This window comes from Amycolatopsis sp. N2S4-7, from assembly GCF_058119595.1.
Genome location: NZ_CP172299.1, coordinates 4,096,626 through 4,119,805, shown reverse-complemented (window position 1 = coordinate 4,119,805; position 23,180 = coordinate 4,096,626). Strand labels below are relative to the sequence as shown.

Here is a 23,180-nt window from a genome sequence, read left to right as displayed (position 1 = left end):
TCACCCACGAAGCCGGGCGCGGTCGGCGGCGGCCCGGCCCGAGCCCCAGCCTTCGTGGCTCCGCACGGTCACCGACTTGTGCACCACGTCGGGGAAAAGCTGCGCGAAGGTCGTCGCCACCTGCTTCTCGCGGGAGGCCAGCACCGGCAGCAGCCGGTCCGCGTCGGGCGCGGCCGCGAGCGTCGTCTCCGCGGCCCGCTCGAGCCGCTCGCCGATCCGCGTGGCGTAGGAGACGAGGAACGACTGGCGGAAGTCCTTGGACCGGCGCCCGCGGTCGTCCTGGCCGCCGGCGATCATCGCGCGGGTCGCCTGGACGAGCAGCGACGTCGTCAGCAGCGCGACGGCGTCCAGGTCGTCCTCGTCGCCGACGACGGTGACGAAACCCCAGCGCGGGTCGAAGATCGCGCGGCAGCGGTTCGCCTTCGCGACCACGTCGGCCAGCAGCGACTTGGCGTCCAGGTACGGCGTGTCCAGCCAGAGCCGGCGGGGCACCGGCGCGTCCGGCGCCGCCGCGCCCGCCTCGACCAGCGCGCGGTCGAGCGCGTGGCGGGTCATCAGCTCCTGCGCCTTCGCCGAAAGGGCCTCGGCCTCGTCCGGGAACGAGCTCGACTCGGCCTTGGCCAGCAGCGCGCGGACCCGGCTCAGCTTCTTCTCGTCGGCGGAGTGGTGCGCGGCCGGCCGCCCCGGCGGCGTGGGCAGGATCGGCAGGGCCATCAGCAGGCCCAGGGCTTCGACGACCGCCGTCACCGCCTCGGCCGGCGTCAGGATGTGCTTCGCCGCCCACTGCGGGAGGTGCGGCTCGGCCGGGTCCCACCAGCGGACCGCGCCCGGCTCGTCGGTGCCGGCCAGTGCGTCGAGCACGTACGAGCCGGCGAACTCGTCGACCCGGCGCCGGGCCGCGTGGCCGAGGTCCTCGGGCAGCCAGCCGTTCCGGCGGACCCGCCCGATGACCTGCTGCGCGGCCCGGTCCGCGCCTTCGGCGAGCCCGGGCGGCAGCGTGAAGTCCGGGGCCAGCCGGTCCGCGCACCGCCGGGCCGCGCCCGCCACGCCCCGCGCCGTCTCGGAGGCGGCGCCGAGCAGCGCGTTGCCGAAGTCTTCGGCCGTCACCGGTGGCGGCTCGGTCCGCCCGTCTACGGCGGGACGCTGGCGCCGGTTCTGCTTGCCCACGCTCTCACCTCCGTGATCGAGTGTGCCGCAGCGGCCGATCCGGTCACCTTCCGGGCGGCGGGCCCGTCGAGACGGCATGCACACCGCCGTCATCCTCACCACGATCGTGCTCAACGCGGCCGTCGGCGTCGCCGACCTGCTCAAGGCCCGGTTCGTCCTCGCCACCTCCGCCGCCGTCGACGTCCCGCCGAGCTGGCTGCCGATGCTCGGCACGCTTAAGCTCGCCGGCGCGGCCGGCCTGGTCCTCGGCCTGCTGGGCATCCGGCCGATCGGCGTCGCCGCGGCGATCGGGCTCGTCCTGTTCTACGTCGGGGCGATCGTCGCGCACGTCCGCGCCCGCAAGTTCGCCACGGGCGCCGCGCCGCTGTTCTTCCTCGGACTGGCGGCGGCGACGCTGGTCTAACGCAGCCGGGGGAGGGCGGCGCGCGCGGCGTGGCTCAACGTCCGCAGGTCCTCGGCGAACTGCTCGCGGTGCTCCGACGGCAGGGGCCCGAGGAAGAACTGCTCGATGTTCTCGACGTGCAGCCGGCTGGCCCGCACGGTGGTCTCGTCGCCGAGCGAGGTCAGTCGCACGAGCTGGACGCGGCGGTCGTGCGGATCGGCCGTCCGGGTCACCAGGCCCAGCGCCTCCATCCGGTCGACCAGCCGGGTGGCGCCGCCGGTGGTGAGCACCTGTTCCTGCGCGATCGAGCGCATCGTGAGCCCGGCCGAGCCCGCGCGGCCCACGATCAGCAGGACCTCGTACATCAGGTGCGTGATCCCGCATTCGCGTTCGAGGGCCCGCCCGAGCAGGTATTCCAGCCGGTTCGCCGCCCCCTGGAGCCGCCCGAAGGCCAGCACGCGGGCGTCGTTCGCCGCCTGCCGGGCCGAAGTGATTTCGGGGTCCACCCCGCCCATCATCCCGCTTGGTCGCCCGCGCGCAACGCGAGGTAGACGTCGAGCTGGTCGGTGAACTCGGTCAGGTCCGCACCGAGCAGCTCGCCCGCGCGGCCGATGCGGTAGCGCAGCGTGTTGACGTGGACGTGCAGGGCCTTCGCCGCCCGCGTCGGCGACCCCGAGCACTCCAGGAACACCCGTACCGTGTGCACCAGGTCCGTGTGCTGCTCGGCGTCGTAGTCCAGCAGCGGTCCGAGGACACGCCGGCGCAGCGCCGCGCGCAGCCCGTCCGGGGCGCCGGCCAGCAGCAGCTCGTGGACGTCGACGTCGCCGGACGGGACGACCGCGACGCGGCCCGGCCGTCCGGCGGCCACCGCCAGGGCGTACCGCGAGATCTCCCAGGCTTCGCCCCGCGGCGCGGGATCGCTGACCCCGCACAGGATCCGCTTCGCCCGGAGCAGAGGCTCCACAGTGGACAGCTCTTCGACCGCCGAAGCGGGCCAGGGGCCGGTCGCCGCGTACGACGTGTCCCCGGCGGACTCGAGGAGGCGCCCGCCGGGCAGCAGCTCACTCAGGACGTCCCGGCTTTCGTCGCTGCCCTCGGTCCGCAACGCGACCACGCGCACTTCGCCGGGCAACTCGACGTCGGGCCGCGAAGCACGCGCCCGCGTGACGCCGACGAGCCCGGCCAGTTCCTCGGCCAGCTCGGTCTGCGCGGTGCTCAACGGCCCGCCGACGGCGACCAGCCACGGCACGGCGTGACGTCCCTCGGCCGGGAGGACCGTCAGCGACCCGGGCTCCTTGGCCGCGTACCGGCGGACGACGTCGGTCACCGGCACCGGCAGCGGCGCGGTCCCGGCGACCACCCGCCCCAGCGCCGACAGGACCCAGCACGGCAGCCCGAGCTCCGCCGAAGCGCGTTCCAGCAGCGTCTCGACGGGGGAGTCCGCGGCCGCCTGCAAACGTTTGCGCGAGCTGTCGGACGCGGCCGCCAGTGCCAGCACCACCTGCTCGGTGATCACCGAGAACGACAGGTCGGCCGGCACCTCCAGGAGCGGGATCCGATGCCGGACGCAGGCGTCGACGACGTCGTCCGGGATCCCGCCCGAGTCGGCGCCGGACGCGGCCAGCGCCGCCGCGCCCGAGCGGGCCAGCGCGGCCACGAACGGCTCGGCGTCGCCCGGTCCGCGCCACCAGAGCAGGCCGGAAAGCACCAGCTCACCGGCCGAAAGGTACCGTCCGGGGTCGGACAGCTCCGTGACGTAGATGCGCGTCACCGGCCGGTCGAGCAGGTCGGCCCCGGCCCGCGGGCGCAGCCGCAGCCCCGGCAGGCCCAGGAGAGTTTTCACGGTCGTCATCAGGCTTGTAGGAAAGCACAAGCCGGGCCCTTTCCGCTCTCGTGCGTTTCATGGTCCGTGCCGTTGCCGCCCGCGCCCGGTTGGGCGTCTACTGGTCTATCGCCTCACGCCAAGGAGCAAGAGTGGAGTTCCTGCGTCCCACGACGCTCGCCGAGGCCCTGGCCCTCAAGGCCGAGCGGCCCGACGCCGTGCCGATCGCCGGCGGCACCGACGTCATGGTCGAGCTGAACTTCGACCACCGCCGCCCGGCCGCCCTCCTCGACCTGACCAGGGTCCCCGAGCTGGCGGAGTGGTCCACATCGGACGGCACGGTCCGGCTCGGCGCCGGCGTCCCGTACAGCCGCGTCATCACCGAACTGGGTGAATCCGTCCCGGCGCTGGCCATGGCTTCGCGCACGGTCGGGTCACCGCAGATCCGCAACCGCGGCACCGTCGGCGGCAACCTCGGCGCCGCGTCGCCCGCCGGGGACACCCACCCGGTGCTGCTGGCCCTGGACGCGCGGGTCGAGGCGGCCTCCGTCCGGGGGACCCGCCTCCTCCGCGCGGAGGAGTTCTACGTCGGCGTGAAACGGCACGCGCTGGAGGAGGACGAGCTGATCACCGCCGTCCACCTGCCCGCGCACGCCGGCCCGCAGCGGTTCGCCAAGGTCGGGACGCGCAACGCCATGGTCATCGCGGTCTGCTCCTTCGCCCTCTCGCTGCGCGGGGGCGAGGTGGGCGCGGCCATCGGGTCCGCCGCGCCGACCCCGCGCCGCGCCCGCGCGGCCGAAGAGTTCCTCGCCGCGGAACTGCCGTGGACGTCCACCCAGGCGTTGCCGGACTCCCTGAAGCGCCGCTTCGGCGAACTGGTGGCCGAAGCGGCGTCACCGATCGACGACGTCCGGGGCAGCGCCGCGTATCGGAAGCACGCGCTCGGGGTACTCGCCCGGCGTACGTTGACCTGGGCCTGGGACGACCACCTGACGGGGGAGCGCGCATGCGCCTGAATGTCACCATCAACGGCGAGCAGCGGCAGGCCGACGACGTGTGGGAAGGCGAAAGCCTGCTCTACGTCCTGCGCGAGCGGCTGGGCCTGCCGGGCTCGAAGAACGCCTGTGAACAGGGCGAATGCGGCTCCTGCACGGTTTACCTCGACGACCTCCCGGTGTGCGCCTGCCTGGTCGCGGCCGGGCAGGCCGAGGGCCGCGTGGTGCGCACGGTCGAGGGCCTGGCCGACGGCGACACCCTCGACCCGGTCCAGCAGTCCTTTGTGGACGCGGGCGCGGTGCAGTGCGGCTTCTGCACCCCGGGCCTGGTCGTCGCCGCGCACGACCTGCTGAACCGGGTGCCCGACCCGAGCGACGAGGAGATCCGCGAAGCGCTGGCCGGCAACCTCTGCCGGTGCACCGGCTACGAGAAGATCCTCGACGCGGTGCGCGTGGCGGCGAAGGGCACTCTTCGAAAGGACACAGTCGCGTGAAGACGCTCATCGCGAACGCGGCGATCGCCACGGTGACCGGCGAGGAACACGCGAGCGGCCACGTCGTCGTCGAGAACGACCGGATCGCCGAAGTCGGCGAAGGCATCTACACGGGGGAATTCGACGAGCGCGTCGATGCCTCGGGGTGCCTGGTCACGCCCGGCCTGATCAACACCCACCACCACCTCTACCAGTGGGCCACCCGCGGGATGGCCGCCGACCACACGCTCTTCGAGTGGCTGGTCGCGCTCTACCCCGTCTGGGGCCGCCTCGACGCGGAGGTCACGCACGCCGCCGCCACCGCCGGGATGGCGCGGCTGGCGCTGACCGGCTGCACGACCGTCGCCGACCACCACTACGTCTTCCCCCGCGACGGCGGCGACCAGGTCGAGGCCCTCGTCGCGGCCCGCCAGCGGATCGGCGTCCGGCTGCACGTCGTCCGGGGATCGATGGACCGCGGCGAATCCGACGGCGGCCTGCCGCCGGACCACCTCGTCGAGACGACCGAGGACGCCCTGACCGGCACCGAAGCGGCGATCGACCGCTTCCACGACGCCTCGGCGGAGGCACACCTGCAGATCGCCGTCGGCCCGTGCTCGCCGTTCTCGGTCACCGAGCGGCTCATGTCCGGCGCGGCCGAGCTGGCCCGCCGCAAGGACGTCCGCCTGCACACCCACCTCGCGGAGACCCTGGATGAAGAACGCCAGTGCCTCGCCGAGGTCGGCTGCACGCCCGCCGAGTACGCCGACAAGCTCGGCTGGCTCGCCGACGACGTCTGGCTCGCGCACACCATCCACCTCGCGCCCGACGCGATCCGCCGCTTCGGTGCCACGGGGACCGGGTCGGCGCACTGCCCGACGTCCAACGGCCGCATCGGCGCCGGCATCGCCCCGGTCCGCGACCTGCTCGACGCGGGTGTCCCGGTCGGGCTCGGCGCCGACGGGGCCGCGTCCAACGAGTCCGGCGGCCTCGGCGAAGAGCTGCACCAGGCGTTGCTGCAAGCCCGTCAGCGCTGCGGCCCGCGTGGCCTGACGACGCGGGAAGCGCTGTGGATGGGCACGATGGGCGGCGCCCGCTGCCTGGGCCGCGCCGACAACCTGGGGTCGCTCGAACCCGGGAAGCTCGCCGACCTCGCCGTCTGGGACCTGACCGGGCTGAACTACGCGGGCATCACCGACCCGGTCGCGGCGCTGGTGCTCGGCACCACGCCGCCGTTGCGACGGCTGTTCGTCGGCGGCAAGCCCGTCGTCGAGGACGGCACGCTGCGTGAAGCCGACGAGTCCGGGATCGCTCGCGAGCTGGCGTCCGCGAGTGCCCGGCTGCGGGAGGACCGATGACCGCGGTTTCCGTCGCCACCACGACCGCGAACGGCGTCGGCGCATCACCGCGTCGCCCCGACGGCACGGTGAAAGTGCGCGGTGAGTTCGCCTACTCCTCGGACCTGTGGCACGAGGACATGGTGTGGGGCGTGACGCTGCGCAGCCCGCACCCGTACGCGCGGATCACGTCGATCGACATCACCGAAGCCCTCACCGTGCCCGGGGTGTACGCGGTGCTGACGCACGAAGACGTCCCGGGCGTCAACCGCTACGGCCTCGAACACTCCGACCAGCCGGTGCTCGCCTCCGACGTCGTGCGCTACCAGGGGGAGCCGGTCGCGCTGGTCGCCGCCGACCACCCGGAGACCGCGCGCCGCGCGATGAAGCGGATCAACGTCACTTACGAAGAGCTTTCCCCGGTGACGGACTCCGAAGCGGCTGTCGCGGGCGAAGGTCCTTCGCTGCACTCCGGCGGCAACGTCGTGCGGCACGTGAAGATCCGACGCGGTCCTCAGGACGTCTCCGCCGACGTCGTCGTTTCGGGTGTGTACGAGGTCGGGATGCAGGACCAGGCGTTCCTCGGCCCGGAGTCCGGGCTCGCCGTGCCGGACACCGAAGGCGGTGTCGACCTGTACGTCGCGACGCAGTGGCTGCACGTCGACCAGCAGCAGATCGTCGCGGCCCTGGGGCTGCCGGCCGAGAAGGTGCGGCTGACCCTCGGTGGTGTCGGCGGGGCGTTCGGCGGCCGCGAGGACCTGTCGATGCAGGTGCACGCGTGCCTGCTCGCCCTGCACACCGGCAAGCCGGTGAAGATGGTCTACAACCGCGAAGAGTCTTTCTACGGCCACGTGCACCGCCACCCGGCGAAGATGTACTACGAGCACGGCGCCACGCGCGACGGCCGTCTCGTGTACGTGCGCACGCGGTTGTTCCTCGACGGCGGCGCGTACGCGTCCTCGACCGGGGCCGTGGTCGCGAACGCCGCCACGCTCGGTGTCGGGCCGTACAAAGTGGACAGCGTGTCCGTCGACTGCTGGGGCACCTACACGAACAACCCGCCGTGCGGCGCGATGCGCGGGTTCGGCGCGGTGCAGGCGGCGTTCGGCTACGAGTCCCAGATGGACAAGCTCGCTCTCGCCTGTGGCCTGGATCCGGTGGAAATCCGTGTCCGCAACGCGATGAGCGAAGGCGATCTCATGCCGACCGGCCAGGTCGTCGACTCCGCCGCGCCGGTCGCCGAGCTGCTGACCCGCGTGCGGGAGATGCCGATGCCGCCGGAGCGGCCGTTCGACCTGCGGCACATGCCGGGCGGGGTCTCGAACACGACGCACGGCGAAGGCGTCGTCCGCGGGGTCGGGTACGCCGTCGGGATCAAGAACGTCTGCTTCTCCGAAGGCTTCGACGACTACTCGACCGCGCGGGTGCGGCTGCAGCTGGTCGGCGGCGAGCCGGCGGCGACCGTGCACACCGCGGCCTGCGAGGTCGGCCAGGGCCTGGTGACGATCATGCAGCAGATCGTCCGGACCGAGCTGGGCGTCGACCAGGTGACCGTCCTGCCGATGGACACCTCGATCGGCAACGGCGGCTCGACGTCGGCGTCCCGCCAGACCTACGTCACCGGCGGCGCCGTGCAGGCCGCGTGCGCGGCGGTGCGGGCGCGGCTGCTGTCCCGGTTCGACGCGAAGGTGCGGGTCGTCGGCGGCAAGCTCGTCGCGGCCGACGGCCAGGTGCTGGCCGACCTGGTGGACGTCCTCGGCGACGACGTCCACGACGAAACCGTGGAGTGGCGGCACCGGCCGACCACCCCGCTGGACCCGGAAACCGGGCAGGGCACCGCACACGTGCAGTACGCGTTCGCCGCGCACCGGGCGGTCGTCGACGTCGACACCGAACTGGGCCTGGTCAAGGTGGTCGCGCTGGACTGTGCCCAGGACGTCGGCAAGGCGCTGAACCCCCAGGCCGTCGAGGGCCAGATCCAGGGCGGCTCGGCGCAGGGGCTCGGGCTCGCCGTGATGGAGGAGATCCAGACCTCCGGCGGGAAGATCCGGAACCCCTCCTTCACCGACTACCTGATCCCGACGGTGCTGGACATGCCGCCGATGACCATCGACGTCCTGGAACGCCCCGATCCGCACGCGCCCTACGGCCTGCGCGGGGTCGGCGAACCGCCGACGATCTCGTCGACCCCGGCGATCGTGGCCGCGATCCGGGCCGCGACCGGGCTCGCGCTCCCGCGCGTCCCGGTCCGGCCGGAGCACCTCACGGGGACTTGAGCTGCCAGTTCTGGTTGGCGTCGTCGTTGCAGCCCCAGAGTTCGAGCTGGGTGCCGTTGACGTTGCCGGCGGGCTTGTCGCCGCCGGTGACGTCGACGCAGAGGCCGGACTGCGTGCCGGTGATCGAGCCGTCGGGGTTGAGCTTGAACTTCTGGTTCGCACCGCCGTGGCAGGTCCAGGCGATGAGCTTGGTCCCGGCGGCGGTGCCGCCGTCGTTCGCGTCCAGGCAGAGGCCGTTCGCTTTCAGCTCCCCGGCGCTGGTGAAGGTCCAGGCCTGGTTGGCGCCGCCGTCGCAGTCCCGGATGTCGACCTTGGTGCCGGGCGTGGGGACGGTGCCGTTGATGTCGATGCAGCGTGACGACGACGCGCCCTGCAGCGGCTGGGTGGTGCCGACGCTGCTGCCACTGGCGTTGGCCTTGACGCGGTAGACGACGGTGCTGTGCGACGGCACGTTCGCGCTGATCGTGCCGGTGGTCGTGGTGAGCTCCTTCGACCAGAGATTGGTCAGCCGGTAGCTCGACGCGGCGGGCAGCCCGGCCGCGGCGGTGCTCGTCGAGATGGTCTTCGTGGTGCTGTTCTCGTTGAACAGCACCACGGCGACGTCGCCGTTCTGGAGCGGCTTGGCCAGGACGTCCAGGCCGTTTCCGGTCGCGATCCGCCGGGCCTGCTTGCCGAGCGGGTCCTGGTCGACGGCGATGACGTCCGCGTCGAGGTACGTCGAGAAGGTGGCGACGCTGGCCGAGCGGAGGTCGGCGCCCGCGATGAGCGGCGCGGCCATGGCCGCCCAGAGCGTGAAGTGGGCGCGGTCCTCCTGGAAGTCCATACCGTCGCCGACCTCGAGCATGTCGGGGTCGTTCCAGGCGCCGGGCTTGGCGGCGGCCGCGAGGCCGACGTTCTGGCGGTAGATCGAGTCGATGCTGCCCCAGTTGTTGGTGATGTCGCCGGTGGTGCGCCACAGGTTGCCGACGTCCGGCGCCCAGGTCGACGGGCTGAAGTTCCCCCATTCGCAGATGCTGTAGGCGATCGGGCGGCCGGTGGCCTTGAGCGCGTCGCGCATCGCGGAGTAGCGGCGGACGTAGTCCTGCTGCGTTTCGCCGGCGGGGCTGCCGCAGTTGTCGTACTTGAGGTAGTCGACGCCCCAGCTCGCGAAGAGGTTCGCGTCGGCCTGCTCGTGACCGAGGCTGCCGGGGTAGTGCTGGCAGGTTTCGCTGCCGGCGCTCTCGTAGATGCCGAACTTCATGCCGCGGGCGTGGATGTAGTCGCCCAGGGCCTTGAGGCCGCTGGGGAACTTGGCGGAGTCGGCGACGAGGTTGCCGTTGCCGTCCCGCGTCTTGGTCATCCAGCAGTCGTCGAGGTTGACGTAGGTGTAGCCGCGGTCGCGCATCCCGGAACCGACCATGAGGTCGGTGGTCTGCTTGACGAGCGTCTCGTTGATGTTGCACTCGAAGGTGTTCCAGGTGTTCCACCCCATCGGCGGGGTTCTCGCGAGCCCGTTCTCCAGGGCTTGCGCGGACGGGCTCACGAGCCCGGCAGCGGCGACGGCGGCGGCGAGGACGGCGAGGATTCGGCGCATGGCGGCTCCAACCGGACGGCGATGTGAGGCAGGAGGACTAGACCACTGCGCAGCATCCGGTGTCGGATGCTGCGCGGTCAAGCGCCATTTTGAGTATTCGTGTTGGATTACCGACTAAAGTTGTGTGTTCTCGTGGAGAAGTCGTTGGGCAACCTCGACGGTGGCCGCCCCCGCGACGGCCATGGCTTCGGTGTCCCGCAGCGAGCGGCAGAGGACGAAGGCGCCTTCGAGGTTGTTGACGGCGGTGATGGTGAGCGTCCGCGCGGCGGCCGGGGTGAGCCCGAACTTCCCGAACTTCTCGGTCCCGGCGTCGATCCAGGCGGTGAAGACGTCGGCGGTGGCCTGCCGCAGCGGTTCGTTGGTGGAGGCAACCTCGAGGGCGACGGTCGCGATCGGGCAGCCTTCGACGTAGTCGGTGGCTTCGAGGGTGGCGATCCCGGCGGCGAAGAAGGCTTCGATCCCGCTGACGAGATCGGGAGCGGGCGCGATGAACAGGTCGAAGAGCTGGATGTAGGCGAGCCCGGAGGTCCGGATGACCTCCTGCCCGAGCTGCTCCTTGCCCCCCGGGAAGAAGTGGTAGAGCGACCCGAAGGGAGCATTCGCCTCGGCAACGATCTGCTTCAGCCCGGTACCGCTGTAGCCGTTGCGCTGGAAGAGCTCCGCGCCGGCGGCCATGATGCGTTCTTTGGTCCCTGCCACGCAACCGAGGATACGCGCTCGTTAGAGCGTTCTACCGAGTCCGGGGGTCAGTGGAGGTCCCAGGCCGGGCCCGGGTCCTCGGCGTCGTCGCGCAGGATCGTGCCCTCGATCAGCCCGTACGGCCGGTCCGCGGCGTAGAACACCTCGTTGTCGTTCTTCAGCCCGAACGGGCTCAGGTCCACCAGGAAGTGGTGCTTGTTCGGCAGCGACAGCCGCACCTCGGCGACCTCTTCGCGCCCCTTCAGCACCGCTTCGCCCATCGCGTACAGCGTCTGCTGCAGCGAAAGGCTGTGCTTCGTCGCGAAGGTCTCGAGCATCAGCCGCCGGATCTCGCGGTGGCTTTCCGCCCAGTCGATGTCGTCGCCCTGGTAGCGCCACTTCGCCGTGACGGCGGTGGCGAGGATCCGGTCGTCGGTCTCGGCGAGCGTCGTGTACTCGTCGCGCGGGAAGCCGTGGAACTCCGAGCCGGTCGACTTCAGCAGGGTCAGGCCGTCGATGCCGGACACGACCCACGCGCGGCCGTCCTGGACCGTGACGGCGGTGGTGCGCCGTTCGTCGTCGGCGCGGCTGAACGCGTGGTCGTGCGGCTCGCCGCCGACGGTGATCCGGTCCCAGCCGTGCTCGTCGATCTTGATCCGGGCGCCGGTGATGTTCTCCTGCGTGCCGGTGAAGTGCCGCGCCAGGCGCAGGCCGAAGTCCTCGATCTCGCCGACCGGCGCCTCCTTCGCGAAGGCGTACACGGTGTTCTTCTGCGTGTCGGTCGCGAGGACGCCGGCGTTGTCGCCGGTCAGGTGCGTCGCGGCCAGCTCGCCGCGCAGCGACGTCGAAACGGTGAGGTCCTTCAGGTGGTGCACGGGGCCGTCGCGGCGCACCGTCACCAGGCGGACCTCCGCCTTGCCGTACTGGTTGGGGCCCAGGGTGATGGCCACGGTTCAGCTCCCTCGGTAGGTCGAATAGGCGAACGGGCTGAGCAGGAGCGGCACGTGGTGGTGCGCGGTGCCGTCGGTGATCCGGAAGGTGAGCGCCACCTCCGGGAAGAAGGCGTCCGGCCCCAGGTAGGCGCCGGTGTCGAAGATCAGGCGATAGCCACCGGGCTCGAGGGCTTCCGGGCCGAGCTCGCGGATGCGGCCGTCGTCGTCGGTGCACCCGTCGGCGATCGGCTTCCCGCCGGCGGTCTCGAAGCGGACGGCGATCCCCGCCGCGGGGCGTCCGGTCGCCGTGTCGAGGACGTGGGTGGTCACGAGGCTCACGCGGTCACCGCTTTCGCGAGTCGGAGTTCGGCGATCTTGAGGAGTTCCCGCCCGGCGACGGCGAGTTCGGTCGCGGGATCGTTGTCCAGCCTGGCGTGGAGGATCTTCAGCAGTTCCTCGCCGCTGCGGCCGCTGGCGCAGACCAGGTAGACGTGCCCGAACTTGGCCTCGTACTCGGCGTTCGCGGCGGCGAACGCCTCGGCGTTGTCCACACCGGACTGTTCGCTCCGGGACCACTCGCCCTCGGTGTCCTGGCGGGTCGGCTTTTCCCCGATCCGGGGGTGGGCAGCCATGGCCTGCCGGATCTCGTCGCTGCTCAACGGCAGCCCGGCGGCGGCCAGCAGCGCGTCCCGGCTTTCGTAGGGCCGGCGTTCCAGGATCGCGTCCACCCAGCGGGGGACGGCGAGACAGGCGGTCAACGCCGGACGGACATCGTCGGCGTCGCCGGTGTTGAAGTCGGTGAGGGTGAGCGGCACGGGGAACTCCTCGTGGGTGGCGTCCCGCTGACCGTACGTCGACACCGGAGTTCCGTCAACATTTTGTTGAAAGCCCTGGTCAGTCGGCTTCCCGGTTGAGGTAGTTGTAGACGGTGAACCGCGTGACCCCCAGCGCGTCGGCCACCGAGGAGACGGATTTCCGCAGCCCGAAGGCCCCGCGTTCACGCAGCAGCCGCACCGCGCGCTGTTTGCCGGGCCGGTCGAGTGCCCCCAGCTTGGCGCCCAGTTCCCGCTCGACATCGGCGATGAGCCGGGCGAGCGCGTCGTGCAGTTCGACGACCGGGCCGCCGTTCGGGTCGTGCTCCGACTCGCCCGGTTCCGCGCCCGCGCTGTCCGCCGTCCCGCCGGCTCGGCGCAGCTGCAGCGTGACCCGCGTGGCGCCGCCCTCCAGGGCTGCCTTCGCGATCGCCGGAAGAGCCTCCAGCAGCGTCTCCGCCTCACCCCGGGCGAGCGTGCCGAGCGGCCCGAAATCGGTGTCCAGCCCGGCTTCCGCGGCGGCGTCGCGCGCGGCGACGGCGTGCTCGGGCGGCGAACCCTCGCCACGGAACGGTTCGCTGGTGAACTCCGCTTCAAGCCGCACGAGGATGACCGTAACGCGCCGCGTCCGTCGTTGACGAGCGGCGCGCGCCGTGGTTACTGTCGTTGTGCGAAACCGCCTTTCCGTACTGTGAAATCGGCGGTGGTCAATTCCTCCCGGAGAAGGGTTTCGGATGGATCTTGTGGTGCGCGCAGCCCGGGCCGTGACGGCCGAGGGCGAGGTTCCGGCGACCCTCGGCGTCGACGGCGGGCGGATCGTCGCGGTCGAACCCGGCGGCGCGCGGCTGTCCGGCGACCGGGTCCTCGACCTCGGCGACGACGTCGTGCTGCTGCCGGGTCTGGTCGACACGCACGTCCACGTCAACGATCCCGGCCGCGCCGAGTGGGAGGGCTTCGAGACGGCGACCCGCGCGGCCGCGGCGGGCGGGGTGACCACGATCGTGGACATGCCGCTCAACAGCCTGCCGCCGACCGTCGACGTCGCGGCCCTGGAGGTCAAGCGCAAGGCGGCGGCCGGCCGGGTGCACGTCGACGTCGGTTTCTGGGGTGGCGCGATCCCGGGCAACGTCGCGGATCTGCGGGGCCTGCACGAAGCCGGCGTGTTCGGCTTCAAGTGCTTCCTGCTCCACTCGGGCGTCGACGAGTTCCCGCCACTCGACCCGGACGGACTCGACGAAGCGTTGCGGGAGCTGAGTTCCCTCGACGCGCTGATGATCGTCCACGCCGAGGACGCGCACGAGATCGACGAGGCGCCGGAGCCGCACGGAGGTCGCTATGTCGACTTCCTGCGCTCCCGGCCGCGCGTGGCGGAGAACCTCGCGATCACGCACGTGATCGAGGCGGCCCGCCGCCATTCGGCGCGGGCGCACATCCTGCACCTGTCCTCTTCGGACGCGCTGCCGCTGATCGCCTCGGCACGCCGAGAGGGCGTGGCGCTGACTGCGGAGACCTGCCCGCACTACCTCAGCTTCATCGCCGAGGAGATCCGCGACGGCGCGACGCAGTTCAAGTGCTGCCCGCCGATCCGGGAGGCGGCCAACCGGGAGCTGCTCTGGCAAGGGCTCGCCGACGGCGTGATCGACTGCGTCGTCAGCGACCATTCGCCGTGCACGCCGGAGCTGAAACGCTTCGACAGCGGCGATTTCGGGCTCGCCTGGGGCGGGATTTCGAGCCTGCAGCTGGGGCTTCCGGCGGTCTGGACGCAGGCGCGGCAGCGCGGGTTCGCGCTCACCGACGTCGTCCGCTGGATGGCCGAACGCCCGGCCGCGCAGGCCGGGATGCGCCGCAAGGGGCACCTGGCGGTGGGCCGCGACGCCGACTTCTGCGTGTTCGCCCCGGACGAGGCTTTCGTGGTCGACGTCGCGAAATTGAAGCACCGCAACCCGGTCAGCGCCTACGACCGGCGTCCGCTCGCCGGCGTCGTGCGCTCCACCTGGTTGCGGGGCACCGAAATCACCGGCGACGAGCCCCGCGGCGCGTTGCTGAACCGGGGGGACTGCTGAAATGGAGGCTGCCTTGTCCGACCGTCCTGAGTGGACAGAACTGCCCGACCTCGCGTCACGCCGCTTCGGCGGGACCGTGATGTGGGCGACCGACGAGCTGTTCGCCGAGAAGGAGAACCTGGTCAACCCCTGGGCGCCGGCGCACCGCGCCGAGACGTTCGGGCCGAAGGGCCAGGTCTACGACGGCTGGGAGACCCGCCGTCACCGCGAACCGGGCGACGACCAGGCGATCCTCCGGCTCGGCCTGGCCGGCACGATCACCGGCGTCATCGTCGATACGGCGTTCTTCAAGGGCAACTACCCGCCGTTCGTCTCGGTCGAGGCGACGTCGGTGCCGGGCTACCCGAGCGCGGCGGAGCTGGCGTCGGCGGACTGGGACGTCCTGGTCGACCGCGCCCCGGCAGCCGGCCACACGGAGAACTTCCACACGATCAACGGTTCTCGCCGGTACACGCACGTCCGCCTCACCCAGCACCCGGACGGCGGCGTCGCCCGCCTGCGCGTGCACGGCGCCCCGATCCCCGACCCGGACCTCCTCGACCTGGACGCGCTCGATCTGGCGGCCCTGGAGAACGGCGCCGTGGTCACCGGCTGCAGCAACAAGTTCTATTCGTCGCCGAACAACCTGCTCTCGCCCGGCCTGGCCGCCCACCAGGCCGAGGGCTGGGAGACGGCCCGCCGCCGCGCCGACGGCAACGACTGGGTGACCCTCCGCCTGGCCGGCGCCGGCATCGTCCGGTTCGCCGAGCTGGACACGAGCAACCTCAAGGGCAACGCGCCCGGCTGGGCGTCGGTCAGCGGCCGCGGCACCTACGGCGAGTGGGTCACTCTGCTGCCGAAGACCCGCCTGCAGCCGGACACCCGCCACCGCTTCGCGCTGAAGGACGGTCCGGAGGTGACCGAGGCCCGCCTGGACATCTACCCGGACGGGGGGATGGCCCGGCTGCGCCTGTTCGGCCGGCTCACCGAGGCGGGCCGCACCAACCTGAAGGCCCGGTTCGCCAAGACCCGCTGACGTCCCGCGAGCCGCCGCCGAGGTGCAGACCTCGACGGCGACTCGCGGTCAGTTCGCGTCGGGACGGTTGAGGTAGGCCGAGGCCAGTGACAGGACGCACGCGCAGCCGACGATCGCGCTGACCCACCACGGCAGGCCGGCCACGATGCTCCAGACGCAGCCCGCCGCCGCCAGGAGGGCGACGAGGATGTTCCGGAACTGCAGCGGGGTCGGTTTGGCCATGCCGCCAGCCTCTCACGGCCCCGCGTCAGAGGTCCGCGCGCGCCCTCTTTCCCGTCTGTGTCAGACCTCCGCGCGTTCCCCGGGCTCGAGCAGCACGAGGCGGTCGGCGAGGCCGGCCGCCTCGAACTCCATCCGCAGCACGTCCGGACCTTCGCTGAAGTGCTGCCAGCCGCGGAAGTGCAGCGGAACGACCTTGGCCGTGCCGAGCGCCTTCGCCGCTTCGACGGCATTCGCGCTGGTCAGCGTCAGGGGAGCGCGGTCGAAGAGGACCGTCCGGGCCGCGCCGGCGAAGAGCACCGCGATGTCGACGCGGAACCGCGACGCGATCTCCCGCACCAGGTCGACCGACGCGTTGTCCCCGCTGACGTACACCGTCGGCAGCCCCTCGCCGCTCAGCACGAACCCGGTGACCTCCCCGGTCACCTGCTCGGCGCCCTCCGGCCCGTGCAACGCCGGGACGGCGGTGACCGTCAGCGGGCCGACGCGCGTCTCCTCCCACGGCTTCAGCCCCCGCGCGGCGCCGCCGAGCCTCTCGGCCCCGCTGGGCGTGATCAGCGTCAGCGGCACCGACTCCAGGTACGCCCGGCCACGTTTGTCCAAGTTGTCGGGGTGCTGGTCGTGGGACAGCAGCACGGCGTCCACCACGCCGACGGCGTCCTCGGTCAGCGCCGAGTCCTCGGTCTTGACCAGCACGCGGTTGCCGACGGGGTGGTCGCCGGGCGCGTCGAAGGTCGGGTCGGTGAGCAGCCGGACGCCGCCCAGTTCCAGGAGCGCGGTCGGGCCGCCGGACAAGGTGATCCCCAGTTTCTCGGTCATACCCGGGGCCAACAGCGGGAACGCGCGTTCTCTTCCCTAGGGTTCCGACTGCCTCCGTGAACTGATCACGCCGGTGTTGAAGCCGGCCAGGTGCAGCCCACCGGCGAAGCGCGCGTGCTCGATCTTCACGCACCGGTTCATCACGACGTCCAGCCCGGCCTCCCGCGCCCGGTCGGCCACCGGCTCGTGCCACAGACCGAGTTGCAGCCACAGCGTCCGCGCGCCGGCGTCGATCACCTCTTCGGCCACCTGGGGGAGGTCGTCGTGCTTCCGGAACACGCTGACCAGGTCCGGTTCGCCCGGTACCTCCTTGAGCGAGGGGTACACGGGCTTCCCGAACAGGGTGTCCAGGCGCGGGTTGACGAAGTTGATCTCGTAGCGCGTCGACGAGAGCAGGTACGTCGCGACGAAGTAGCTGGGCCGCGCCGGGTTGGCCGACGCGCCGACGATCGTCACCGACTTCGTCCGGTTCAGGATCCCGCACCGCTCGACGGCTCCGACCTCGTACGTCATCCGGCCACCGCCTTGCCGAGAGCCTGGTCGAGGTCCCAGAGGATGTCGTCGACGTCCTCCAGGCCGATCGACAGCCGGATCAGGTCGGGACCGACACCCGCGGCGGCGAGCTGATCCTCCGACAGCTGGGCGTGCGTCGTCGACGCCGGGTGGATCACGAGCGTCTTCGCGTCTCCGACGTTCGCCAGGTGCGACAGCAGCTCCACCGATTCGACGAACGTCTCGCCCGCGCGGCGGCCGCCGTCGATGCCGAACGAGAACACCGCTCCCGGCCCCGCAGGCAGGTACTTCTTCGCCAGGTCGTGGTGTGGGTGGGAGGGCAGCCCGGCGTAGGACACCCAGGCCACGCGTGGGTCCGCTTCGAGGTACTCGGCGACCGCCCGGGCGTTGGAGACGTGCGCGTCCATCCGCTGGGGGAGTGTCTCGACCCCCTGCAGCAGCAGGAAAGCCGAGTGCGGCGAAAGGACCGCGCCGATGTCGCGCAGCTGCTCGGCGCGCAGCCGGGTGCAGAACGCGTACTCGCCGAAGTTCTCCCAGTACCGGAGGCCGCCGTAGCTGTCGACGGTCTCGGTCATCCGGGGGAACTTCCCGTTGCCCCAGTCGAACTTCCCGGACTCGACGACGATCCCGCCGAGCGTCGTCCCGTGGCCGCCCAGGAACTTCGTCGCCGAGTGCAGCACGATGTCGGCACCGTGTTCGATGGGGCGGCACAGGTAGGGCGTCGCGAGTGTCGCGTCGACCACCAGCGGGATGTCGTGGGCGTGCGCCAGGTCCGCCAGTGCCGCGAGGTCGGCGATGCCGCCACGCGGGTTGCCGATCAGCTCGGTGTAGACCAGCCGGGTCCGGTCGGTGATCGCCGCCGCGTAGTCGTCGAGACCGCCGCTGACGAACGTCGTCTCGACGCCGAACCGCCGGAGCGTGCCGGTGAGCTGGGTGACCGTGCCGCCGTAGAGGCCGCTCGCGGACACGATGTGGTCGCCCGCCTCGGTGAGCGCGCTGAAGGTGAGGAACTCCGCCGCCTGCCCGCTCGCGGTGGCCACGCCGCCGATGGCGCCTTCGAGGCTGGCGATCCGTTCCTCGAACGCGGCCACGGTCGGGTTGCCGATGCGGCTGTAGATGTTGCCGTACTTCTGCAGGGCGAACAGGTTCGCCGCGTCGGCCGCGTCTTCGAAGACGAAGCTCGTCGTCTGGTAGATCGGCACGGCGCGCGCGCCGGTCGCCGGATCGGGGGTGCCGCCCGCGTGCAGTGCGCGGGTGCGGAAGCCCCAGCTGCGTTCACTCATCGGTTCTCACCGTAACCGTCCTCCCCTCCGGGTGGCCACGCCTTCCAGGTGGTGGGCGTGGCCATTTCGTGCTGCCGAGCGTAGCACGGAATGGAATTCCGTGCGCTACACTCGAAAGTATGAATTGCGTTGCCTGTGGCAAGCCGCTGCCACCTCGGCGCGGAGCTGGGCGAAATCGCCAGTACTGCGACGCCACCTGTCGGAGTGCTGCCCGCCGTCAGCGGGCGCACGTAAAGAATGACTTGACAACACCGCCGCGTCAATCCACTCTTGACATTGTGCCGGGCAAGCCGCTGGCCGCGGTTGCCGAAGCGCTGCGGAGACTCCGTGACGCCGAAGCGACACTGCGGGAAACCGTGGACGCGGCCAGGGCGGCCGGGCACACCTGGCAGGAGATCGGTGACCTGCTGGGTACCAGCCGGCAGGCCGCCTTCCAGCGGTTCGGCCGGCCGGTCGATCCGGCGACGGGTACGTCCATGGCGGAGCTGAAGCTGCCGGACGCGATCCATCGCGCCGAGGAGCTCGTGGCGGAGCTCGTCGGGTGCCAGTGGCACGAGGTGCGCCGGGATTTCGACGATCGCATGCGCGACGCGGTCGGCGAGGACGAGCTGCGGCTCGCCTGGGCCCAGGTGGCCGGATCGGTCGGACGCTACGAGCGGATGGGGGAGCCGTACGCGCGGTCCACGGACGAATACACCATCGTCCACATGCCTCTGTCCTTCGAGGCGGGGGAGCGGACCGTGCTGGTGACCTACCGCGAGAACGGGCAGGTGGCCGGGCTGTGGATCCGGCCGCCCGAGGAGTAGCCGGTGACCAAGGGGGAACGATGAGACAGCAGGGGGAACGATGAAGGCAGCGATAGCAGGCGTGGTGGCGGTGCTGGCACCACTGGTGGCTCCGGCCGCCGGCGCCGCCGAAGTGCCCACGGCGAAGCAGCAGCTCGAGTGGGTGGTCGACGCGACCGCGCGCGTCCCGGTGTCCGATGTGGAGGTCCGGCAGCACGTCGCCCAGGTCCTCCTGACCGCGGCCGGGGGCACGGCGGGCGTCAACGTCGCGCTCACCGGGCTCGGCCGGATCGAGGTGAAACGGCTCGTCACCGAGGCACCGGACCGCGTCGAGGCCGCGGTGCACGGCACGCTGGACGACTACCTGCTGGACCTCCACGTGGACCAGGCGGGGTTGATCGACGCGCTCCGCGCCACGCCGGACGACCCGGTGCCGGTGTCGTGGCCGGAGGTCGACACCCAGCTCGCGGCGCTCGGCGGCCGGGTGTCGTTCGGGGCGTCGGAGATCCTGCCGGACGGGCGCTGCCGTGACGTGCACGGTGTGCGCGACGACGTGCAGCGGCCCTTGGGGTCGGCGTTCAAGCTCTACGTCCTGGGCGCGCTCGGCAAGGCGGTCGCCGAGCACAAGGCGTCGTGGGACGAGCAGCTGGCGATCCGCGACGACTGGAAGAGCCTTCCGTCCGGGGTGCTGCAGAACGAGCCGGCCGGGACGCGGCTTCCGCTGTCCACTTACGCCGACAAGATGATTTCGATCAGCGACAACACCGCCACCGACCACCTGATCCACCGGCTCGGCCGGGACGCCGTGCAGCGGCAGCTCGGCGTGTTCGGCAACCAGCGGCCGTCGGCGACCATCCCGTTCCTGACCACCAAGGCGCTCTTCGAGCTCAAAGCGACCCAGTACCCGGCCCGCGCCGACGCCTACCTGGCGCTGCGCCGCTGGGCGAGGCCGGCCGCGGTCGCCGGCCTGGAACGGCTCCCGCTCACGGGGCTCACCGCCTGGCAGGCGCCGGAGAAGATCGACGACATCGAGTGGTTCGGTTCGCCGGACGACATCTGCCGGGCTTTTTCGGGACTGCGGAAGGAAAACCAGCCGGAGATCGGGCACGCACTGTCGCTGAACGACGGCGGGCTGGGTGTCGACCGGGCGAAGTTCCCGGAGGTCTGGTTCAAGGGCGGCAGCGAACCCGGCGTGCTGACCCTGAACTACCTGGCACGCACGGCGGACGGCCGCTCGCTGGTCACCAGCGTCATGGTGTCGGATCCGGCGGCCGCGTTGAACGAAAGCCACGTCGCGGCACGGGGGATCGCCGTCGCGAAGGGCGCGGTGGCGCTTCTCGCGGCTACGCTTCGTCCGTGACGGTGCGGTGGAGCCTGACGATCGACTGCGCGGAGCCCCGCGCACTGGCGAAGTTCTGGGCGGTGGCCCTCGGGTACATCGAGCGGCCACCACCCGCCGGGTTCGCCGGCTGGGAAGCCTGGTTCGAGCACCACGGGGTGCCCGAGGCGGAGTGGGACGACGGCGCGTACCTGAGCGATCCGGAAGGCGTCCTGCCGAACCTGAGCTTCCTCAAGGTGCCCGAGGGGAAGGTCGTGAAGAACCGCCTCCACCTGGACGTCCAGGCCGGCGGTGGTCGCGAGGTTCCGTGGGAGACGCGGTGGGAGCGGGTGGCCGAGGCGGTCGCCCGCCTCACCGCGGCGGGTGCGACGGTGCTGGCGGAGTACGAGCTGGACGGCCGCCCGGACCACATCCTGATGGCGGATCCGGAGGGCAACGAGTTCTGCGTGCTCTGAACTGTCGATCCGGGTACCGGCTGTTCGTGTAGCGGGTGGATCCGAATCAGGAAGGAGCTGTCATGTCGTTCACGGCCGAAGAAGTCGGCTACCTGCGTTCGCAGCCGCTCGCCCGCGTCGCCACGCTCGGTGCGGGGGAGCAGCCGGACCTGGTCCCGCTCGCCTTCGAGTACGACGGCCGGTACTTCTGGATCGGCGGCGTGGGTGCGGCGGTGGCGGCGACGCGCAAGTTCCGCAACGTCGCCGCCGGGCGCCGGAAGGTCGCGCTGCTGGTCGACGACCTGGTGTCGCTGCAGCCGTTCATCGCGCGGGCGATCCGGGTGTACGGCGTCGCGGACGAACCCGTGGAACGGACCGGCCTGGTGGGGCCGGGACTGTATTCGCGGGTCACGCCGCGGATCTCGTGGAGCTGGAACATGGCGGGCGAACCCGCGGGCGAGACCTGGTACGAGCCGAGGAGGGCGGTGCATGGCTAGCTGATCGGTTCCTCCTGGCGGTGGGGATGACTGAGGTCACGCCCGGCTTGGGGCGTTCCTGTCACATCGGCCGCCGCGGCGGGGTCTACTGCTACGACCCCGGACGGAAGGAACAGGACACGGTGGACGCGCTGACCGAGCGGTTCGAGCAGGAGCGGCCGCGGCTGAGGGCGGTCGCCTACCGGATGCTCGGTTCGGCGAGCGAGGCCGACGACGCCGTCCAGGAGGCCTGGCTGCGGTTCGATCGCACCGACACCGGTGAGGTCGAGAACGTCGGCGCCTGGCTGACGACCGTGGTCGCCCGGGTGTGCCTGTCCCTGCTCCGCACGCGTCGCAACCACCGCGAGGAGCCGCTGGACGGTCGGCCCGAGCCGGGTGAGGACCGCCGGGATCCCGAGCAGGAGGCGGAGCTGGCCGATTCGGTCGGGCTGGCGCTGCTGGTCGTGCTCGACGCGCTGGGGCCGGCCGAGCGGGTCGCGTTCGTGCTGCACGACATGTTCGCGGTGCCGTTCGACGAGATCGCGCCGATGATCGACAAGACCCCGGCCGCCACCCGGCAGCTGGCGAGCCGGGCCCGCCGCCGGGTCAAGGGCGGCGCCGCCGCGACGGATGCGGATCTGCCCCGGCGGCGCAAGGTGGTCGAGGCGTTCCTGGCCGCGTCCCGCGGCGGGGACTTCGAGGCGCTGCTCACCCTGCTCGACCCGGACGTGGTGCTGCACGCCGACCGGTTCGTCGGCCCGAGCCCGGCGCCGGTCGTGCTGCGCGGCGTCGAGAGCGTGCGCCGGGGCGCGGTGCTGGCCTCCGAACGGTCCCGCGCCAGCGAACTGGCCCTGGTCGACGGCGCACCCGGCCTGCTCATGGTGCGGGAGGGGCGGCTGGCGGTCGTCCTGGCGTTCCGCGTCGACGGCGACCGGATCACCGGCATCGAGGTCATCGCCGACCCGGAGCGGCTGCGGGGACTGGAGCTCGCCGTCCTCGACTGACCTGGTCAGCCCAGGGCGGCGCGCAGGCGTGCTTCGCGTTCGGACGGTGTCTGACGCGGGCAGCTCACACACTTGGGGTTGCCGACCTCGTAGATCAGGCAGCACGAAGCCCGGCGTACGGCGGGCGTGCGGCCGACGCGTACGAAGCGCGGCTTCGGCAGACCCAGGCCGATCGCGGCCACCAGCGGCTCGGCCAGGGCCATCGCCTGCTCCGTATCGGACGTCCACAGCAGCCGGTTGCCGATCGAGTCGGTCGCGATGGCGCCCAGCGCGCGCTCCCGGGCCCCGGTGACCGCGGCGATCGTCCTGATCGTGGTTCCGAGCGCCTCGCCGAAGGCGGCGCCCAGCTCGGGCAGCCCGCCGACGAGGGGGCGGGTCGAGCGGGCACCGAGGAACCGCCCGTCGGCGAGGAGGTCGAGCTCCATGGCGGTCAGGGAGGGATCGGCGAGGACTGGGGCCCCGCGGCGGTCGGCCGGGGAGGGGGTGGCCGGCGACGGGGTCGTCGAGCCGTCGACTGGCGAGCTGGCTGCCGACCTGGGATCAACCACCACCGAGCCCGCCATCACCTCGCTGACCAGGGCCTCAACCGCAGGAGCAACCAGCACCGACGACAGCGAGTACCACCAGATCGTGCCCAGCACCTCCGGCGGGGCGCAGCCGTAGAGCTTCGCCGCGCCGCCGATGCGGGCCCGTACCCACTCCGCGTCCGCGAGCAGGGTCGCGGGGGCGGTCCAGTCGGGCTTCACGTCCTCAAGCCTTCCAGACCCTGACGCGCCGCGTCTC

At 71.8% G+C, this 23,180-nt stretch carries 26 protein-coding genes; 12 read left to right on the top strand and 14 right to left on the bottom strand.

Annotated features, from left to right (window positions below; genetic code table 11):
* Complete coding sequence (locus ACH54P_RS19280) at positions 1 to 1,167, bottom strand: DUF2786 domain-containing protein (protein ID WP_489914631.1); 1,167 nt, start codon at positions 1,165 to 1,167, stop codon at positions 1 to 3.
* A gap of 76 nt (positions 1,168 to 1,243) precedes the next feature.
* On the opposite strand from ACH54P_RS19280, the gene ACH54P_RS19275 reads away from it, so the two are divergent.
* The gene (locus ACH54P_RS19275) at positions 1,244 to 1,570 is read left to right on the top strand and encodes a DoxX family protein (protein WP_489914630.1); all 327 of its coding nucleotides are present in this window, start codon (positions 1,244 to 1,246) and stop codon (positions 1,568 to 1,570) included.
* Here the strand turns inward: ACH54P_RS19275 and ACH54P_RS19270 are convergent.
* Positions 1,567 to 2,055 (bottom strand): MarR family winged helix-turn-helix transcriptional regulator, encoded by a 489-nt coding sequence (locus tag ACH54P_RS19270; RefSeq protein ID WP_489914629.1) that lies wholly within the window; start codon positions 2,053 to 2,055, stop codon positions 1,567 to 1,569. The genes ACH54P_RS19275 and ACH54P_RS19270 overlap by 4 nt on opposite strands.
* An 8-nt stretch (positions 2,056 to 2,063) precedes the next feature.
* Positions 2,064 to 3,401 (bottom strand): PucR family transcriptional regulator, encoded by a 1,338-nt coding sequence (locus ACH54P_RS19265; RefSeq protein WP_489914627.1) that lies wholly within the window; start codon positions 3,399 to 3,401, stop codon positions 2,064 to 2,066.
* 122 nt (positions 3,402 to 3,523) lie between these two features.
* Here ACH54P_RS19265 and ACH54P_RS19260 point away from each other — a divergent pair, with 122 nt between their 5' ends.
* Genes ACH54P_RS19260 through pucD form a run of 4 tightly spaced genes read left to right on the top strand, consistent with a single transcriptional unit; the run spans position 3,524 to position 8,452 of the window.
* Positions 3,524 to 4,387 carry an FAD binding domain-containing protein gene (locus tag ACH54P_RS19260; RefSeq protein ID WP_489914625.1) on the top strand — a complete coding sequence of 288 codons (864 nt, stop codon included), beginning with the start codon at positions 3,524 to 3,526 and terminating at the stop codon, positions 4,385 to 4,387.
* Positions 4,378 to 4,860, top strand: a complete 483-nt coding sequence (locus tag ACH54P_RS19255) for a (2Fe-2S)-binding protein (protein WP_489914623.1) — start codon at positions 4,378 to 4,380, stop codon at positions 4,858 to 4,860. The genes ACH54P_RS19260 and ACH54P_RS19255 overlap by 10 nt, the downstream gene beginning before the upstream one ends.
* Positions 4,857 to 6,197, top strand: a complete 1,341-nt coding sequence (locus tag ACH54P_RS19250) for an 8-oxoguanine deaminase (protein WP_489914621.1) — start codon at positions 4,857 to 4,859, stop codon at positions 6,195 to 6,197. Before ACH54P_RS19255 ends, ACH54P_RS19250 begins: the two co-directional genes overlap by 4 nt.
* On the top strand, positions 6,194 to 8,452 hold the full coding sequence (gene pucD, locus ACH54P_RS19245) for a xanthine dehydrogenase subunit D (protein WP_489914619.1): 2,259 nt from the start codon (positions 6,194 to 6,196) through the stop codon (positions 8,450 to 8,452). Before ACH54P_RS19250 ends, pucD begins: the two co-directional genes overlap by 4 nt.
* On the opposite strand, the gene ACH54P_RS19240 is transcribed toward pucD, so the two are convergent.
* The 6 genes from ACH54P_RS19240 to ACH54P_RS19215 form a co-directional block, all read right to left on the bottom strand.
* A complete protein-coding gene (locus tag ACH54P_RS19240) occupies positions 8,439 to 10,025 on the bottom strand; it encodes a glycoside hydrolase family 27 protein (RefSeq protein ID WP_489914617.1) in 1,587 nt (528 codons plus the stop codon). The genes pucD and ACH54P_RS19240 overlap by 14 nt on opposite strands.
* Positions 10,026 to 10,139: 114 nt before the next feature.
* Positions 10,140 to 10,724 (bottom strand): TetR/AcrR family transcriptional regulator, encoded by a 585-nt coding sequence (locus tag ACH54P_RS19235; protein ID WP_489914615.1) that lies wholly within the window; start codon positions 10,722 to 10,724, stop codon positions 10,140 to 10,142.
* Positions 10,725 to 10,771: 47 nt separating this feature from the next.
* Positions 10,772 to 11,653, bottom strand: coding sequence for a factor-independent urate hydroxylase (gene pucL, locus ACH54P_RS19230; RefSeq protein WP_489914613.1), 882 nt, complete (start codon positions 11,651 to 11,653; stop codon positions 10,772 to 10,774).
* A gap of 3 nt (positions 11,654 to 11,656) precedes the next feature.
* Positions 11,657 to 11,974 carry a hydroxyisourate hydrolase gene (uraH, locus tag ACH54P_RS19225; protein WP_489914611.1) on the bottom strand — a complete coding sequence of 106 codons (318 nt, stop codon included), beginning with the start codon at positions 11,972 to 11,974 and terminating at the stop codon, positions 11,657 to 11,659.
* Complete coding sequence (uraD, locus tag ACH54P_RS19220; RefSeq protein ID WP_489916517.1) at positions 11,971 to 12,450, bottom strand: 2-oxo-4-hydroxy-4-carboxy-5-ureidoimidazoline decarboxylase; 480 nt, start codon at positions 12,448 to 12,450, stop codon at positions 11,971 to 11,973. Before uraD ends, uraH begins: the two co-directional genes overlap by 4 nt.
* Positions 12,451 to 12,529: 79 nt before the next feature.
* Positions 12,530 to 13,051 carry a helix-turn-helix domain-containing protein gene (locus ACH54P_RS19215; RefSeq protein ID WP_489914609.1) on the bottom strand — a complete coding sequence of 174 codons (522 nt, stop codon included), beginning with the start codon at positions 13,049 to 13,051 and terminating at the stop codon, positions 12,530 to 12,532.
* A gap of 130 nt (positions 13,052 to 13,181) precedes the next feature.
* Here ACH54P_RS19215 and allB point away from each other — a divergent pair, with 130 nt between their 5' ends.
* Together allB and alc are read left to right on the top strand one after the other, a co-directional pair.
* Complete coding sequence (allB, locus tag ACH54P_RS19210) at positions 13,182 to 14,510, top strand: allantoinase AllB (RefSeq protein ID WP_489914607.1); 1,329 nt, start codon at positions 13,182 to 13,184, stop codon at positions 14,508 to 14,510.
* A 1-nt stretch (position 14,511) separates the two neighbouring features.
* Positions 14,512 to 15,525 (top strand): allantoicase, encoded by a 1,014-nt coding sequence (alc, locus tag ACH54P_RS19205; RefSeq protein ID WP_489914605.1) that lies wholly within the window; start codon positions 14,512 to 14,514, stop codon positions 15,523 to 15,525.
* Positions 15,526 to 15,573: 48 nt separating this feature from the next.
* Here the strand turns inward: alc and ACH54P_RS19200 are convergent, their stop codons facing one another.
* Genes ACH54P_RS19200 through ACH54P_RS19185 form a run of 4 tightly spaced genes read right to left on the bottom strand, consistent with a single transcriptional unit; the run spans position 15,574 to position 18,359 of the window.
* Entirely contained in the window at positions 15,574 to 15,747 is a 174-nt protein-coding gene (locus ACH54P_RS19200; RefSeq protein ID WP_489914603.1) for a hypothetical protein, read from the bottom strand.
* Positions 15,748 to 15,807: 60 nt separating this feature from the next.
* Positions 15,808 to 16,563, bottom strand: a complete 756-nt coding sequence (locus ACH54P_RS19195; protein WP_489914601.1) for an MBL fold metallo-hydrolase — start codon at positions 16,561 to 16,563, stop codon at positions 15,808 to 15,810.
* A 36-nt stretch (positions 16,564 to 16,599) separates the two neighbouring features.
* A complete protein-coding gene (locus ACH54P_RS19190) occupies positions 16,600 to 17,076 on the bottom strand; it encodes a CoA-binding protein (protein WP_489914599.1) in 477 nt (158 codons plus the stop codon).
* Positions 17,073 to 18,359 carry an O-acetylhomoserine aminocarboxypropyltransferase/cysteine synthase family protein gene (locus ACH54P_RS19185; RefSeq protein WP_489914597.1) on the bottom strand — a complete coding sequence of 429 codons (1,287 nt, stop codon included), beginning with the start codon at positions 18,357 to 18,359 and terminating at the stop codon, positions 17,073 to 17,075. Before ACH54P_RS19185 ends, ACH54P_RS19190 begins: the two co-directional genes overlap by 4 nt.
* A 278-nt stretch (positions 18,360 to 18,637) precedes the next feature.
* On the opposite strand from ACH54P_RS19185, the gene ACH54P_RS19180 reads away from it, so the two are divergent.
* The 5 genes from ACH54P_RS19180 to ACH54P_RS19160 all read left to right on the top strand — a co-directional run bounded on the left by ACH54P_RS19180 (position 18,638) and on the right by ACH54P_RS19160 (position 22,397).
* Complete coding sequence (locus tag ACH54P_RS19180) at positions 18,638 to 19,165, top strand: DUF3887 domain-containing protein (protein WP_489914595.1); 528 nt, start codon at positions 18,638 to 18,640, stop codon at positions 19,163 to 19,165.
* Between the two features lie 40 nt (positions 19,166 to 19,205).
* A complete protein-coding gene (locus ACH54P_RS19175) occupies positions 19,206 to 20,504 on the top strand; it encodes a serine hydrolase (RefSeq protein ID WP_489914593.1) in 1,299 nt (432 codons plus the stop codon).
* Positions 20,501 to 20,938 (top strand): VOC family protein, encoded by a 438-nt coding sequence (locus ACH54P_RS19170; protein WP_489914591.1) that lies wholly within the window; start codon positions 20,501 to 20,503, stop codon positions 20,936 to 20,938. The genes ACH54P_RS19175 and ACH54P_RS19170 overlap by 4 nt, the downstream gene beginning before the upstream one ends.
* 62 nt (positions 20,939 to 21,000) lie before the next feature.
* Positions 21,001 to 21,414 carry a PPOX class F420-dependent oxidoreductase gene (locus tag ACH54P_RS19165; protein WP_489914589.1) on the top strand — a complete coding sequence of 138 codons (414 nt, stop codon included), beginning with the start codon at positions 21,001 to 21,003 and terminating at the stop codon, positions 21,412 to 21,414.
* A gap of 122 nt (positions 21,415 to 21,536) precedes the next feature.
* Entirely contained in the window at positions 21,537 to 22,397 is an 861-nt protein-coding gene (locus tag ACH54P_RS19160; protein WP_489916515.1) for a sigma-70 family RNA polymerase sigma factor, read from the top strand.
* A 5-nt stretch (positions 22,398 to 22,402) separates the two neighbouring features.
* Here ACH54P_RS19160 and ACH54P_RS19155 read toward each other — a convergent pair whose 3' ends face one another.
* Positions 22,403 to 23,143, bottom strand: a complete 741-nt coding sequence (locus ACH54P_RS19155) for a (2Fe-2S)-binding protein (RefSeq protein ID WP_489914587.1) — start codon at positions 23,141 to 23,143, stop codon at positions 22,403 to 22,405.
* Positions 23,144 to 23,180: the final 37 nt, after the last annotated feature.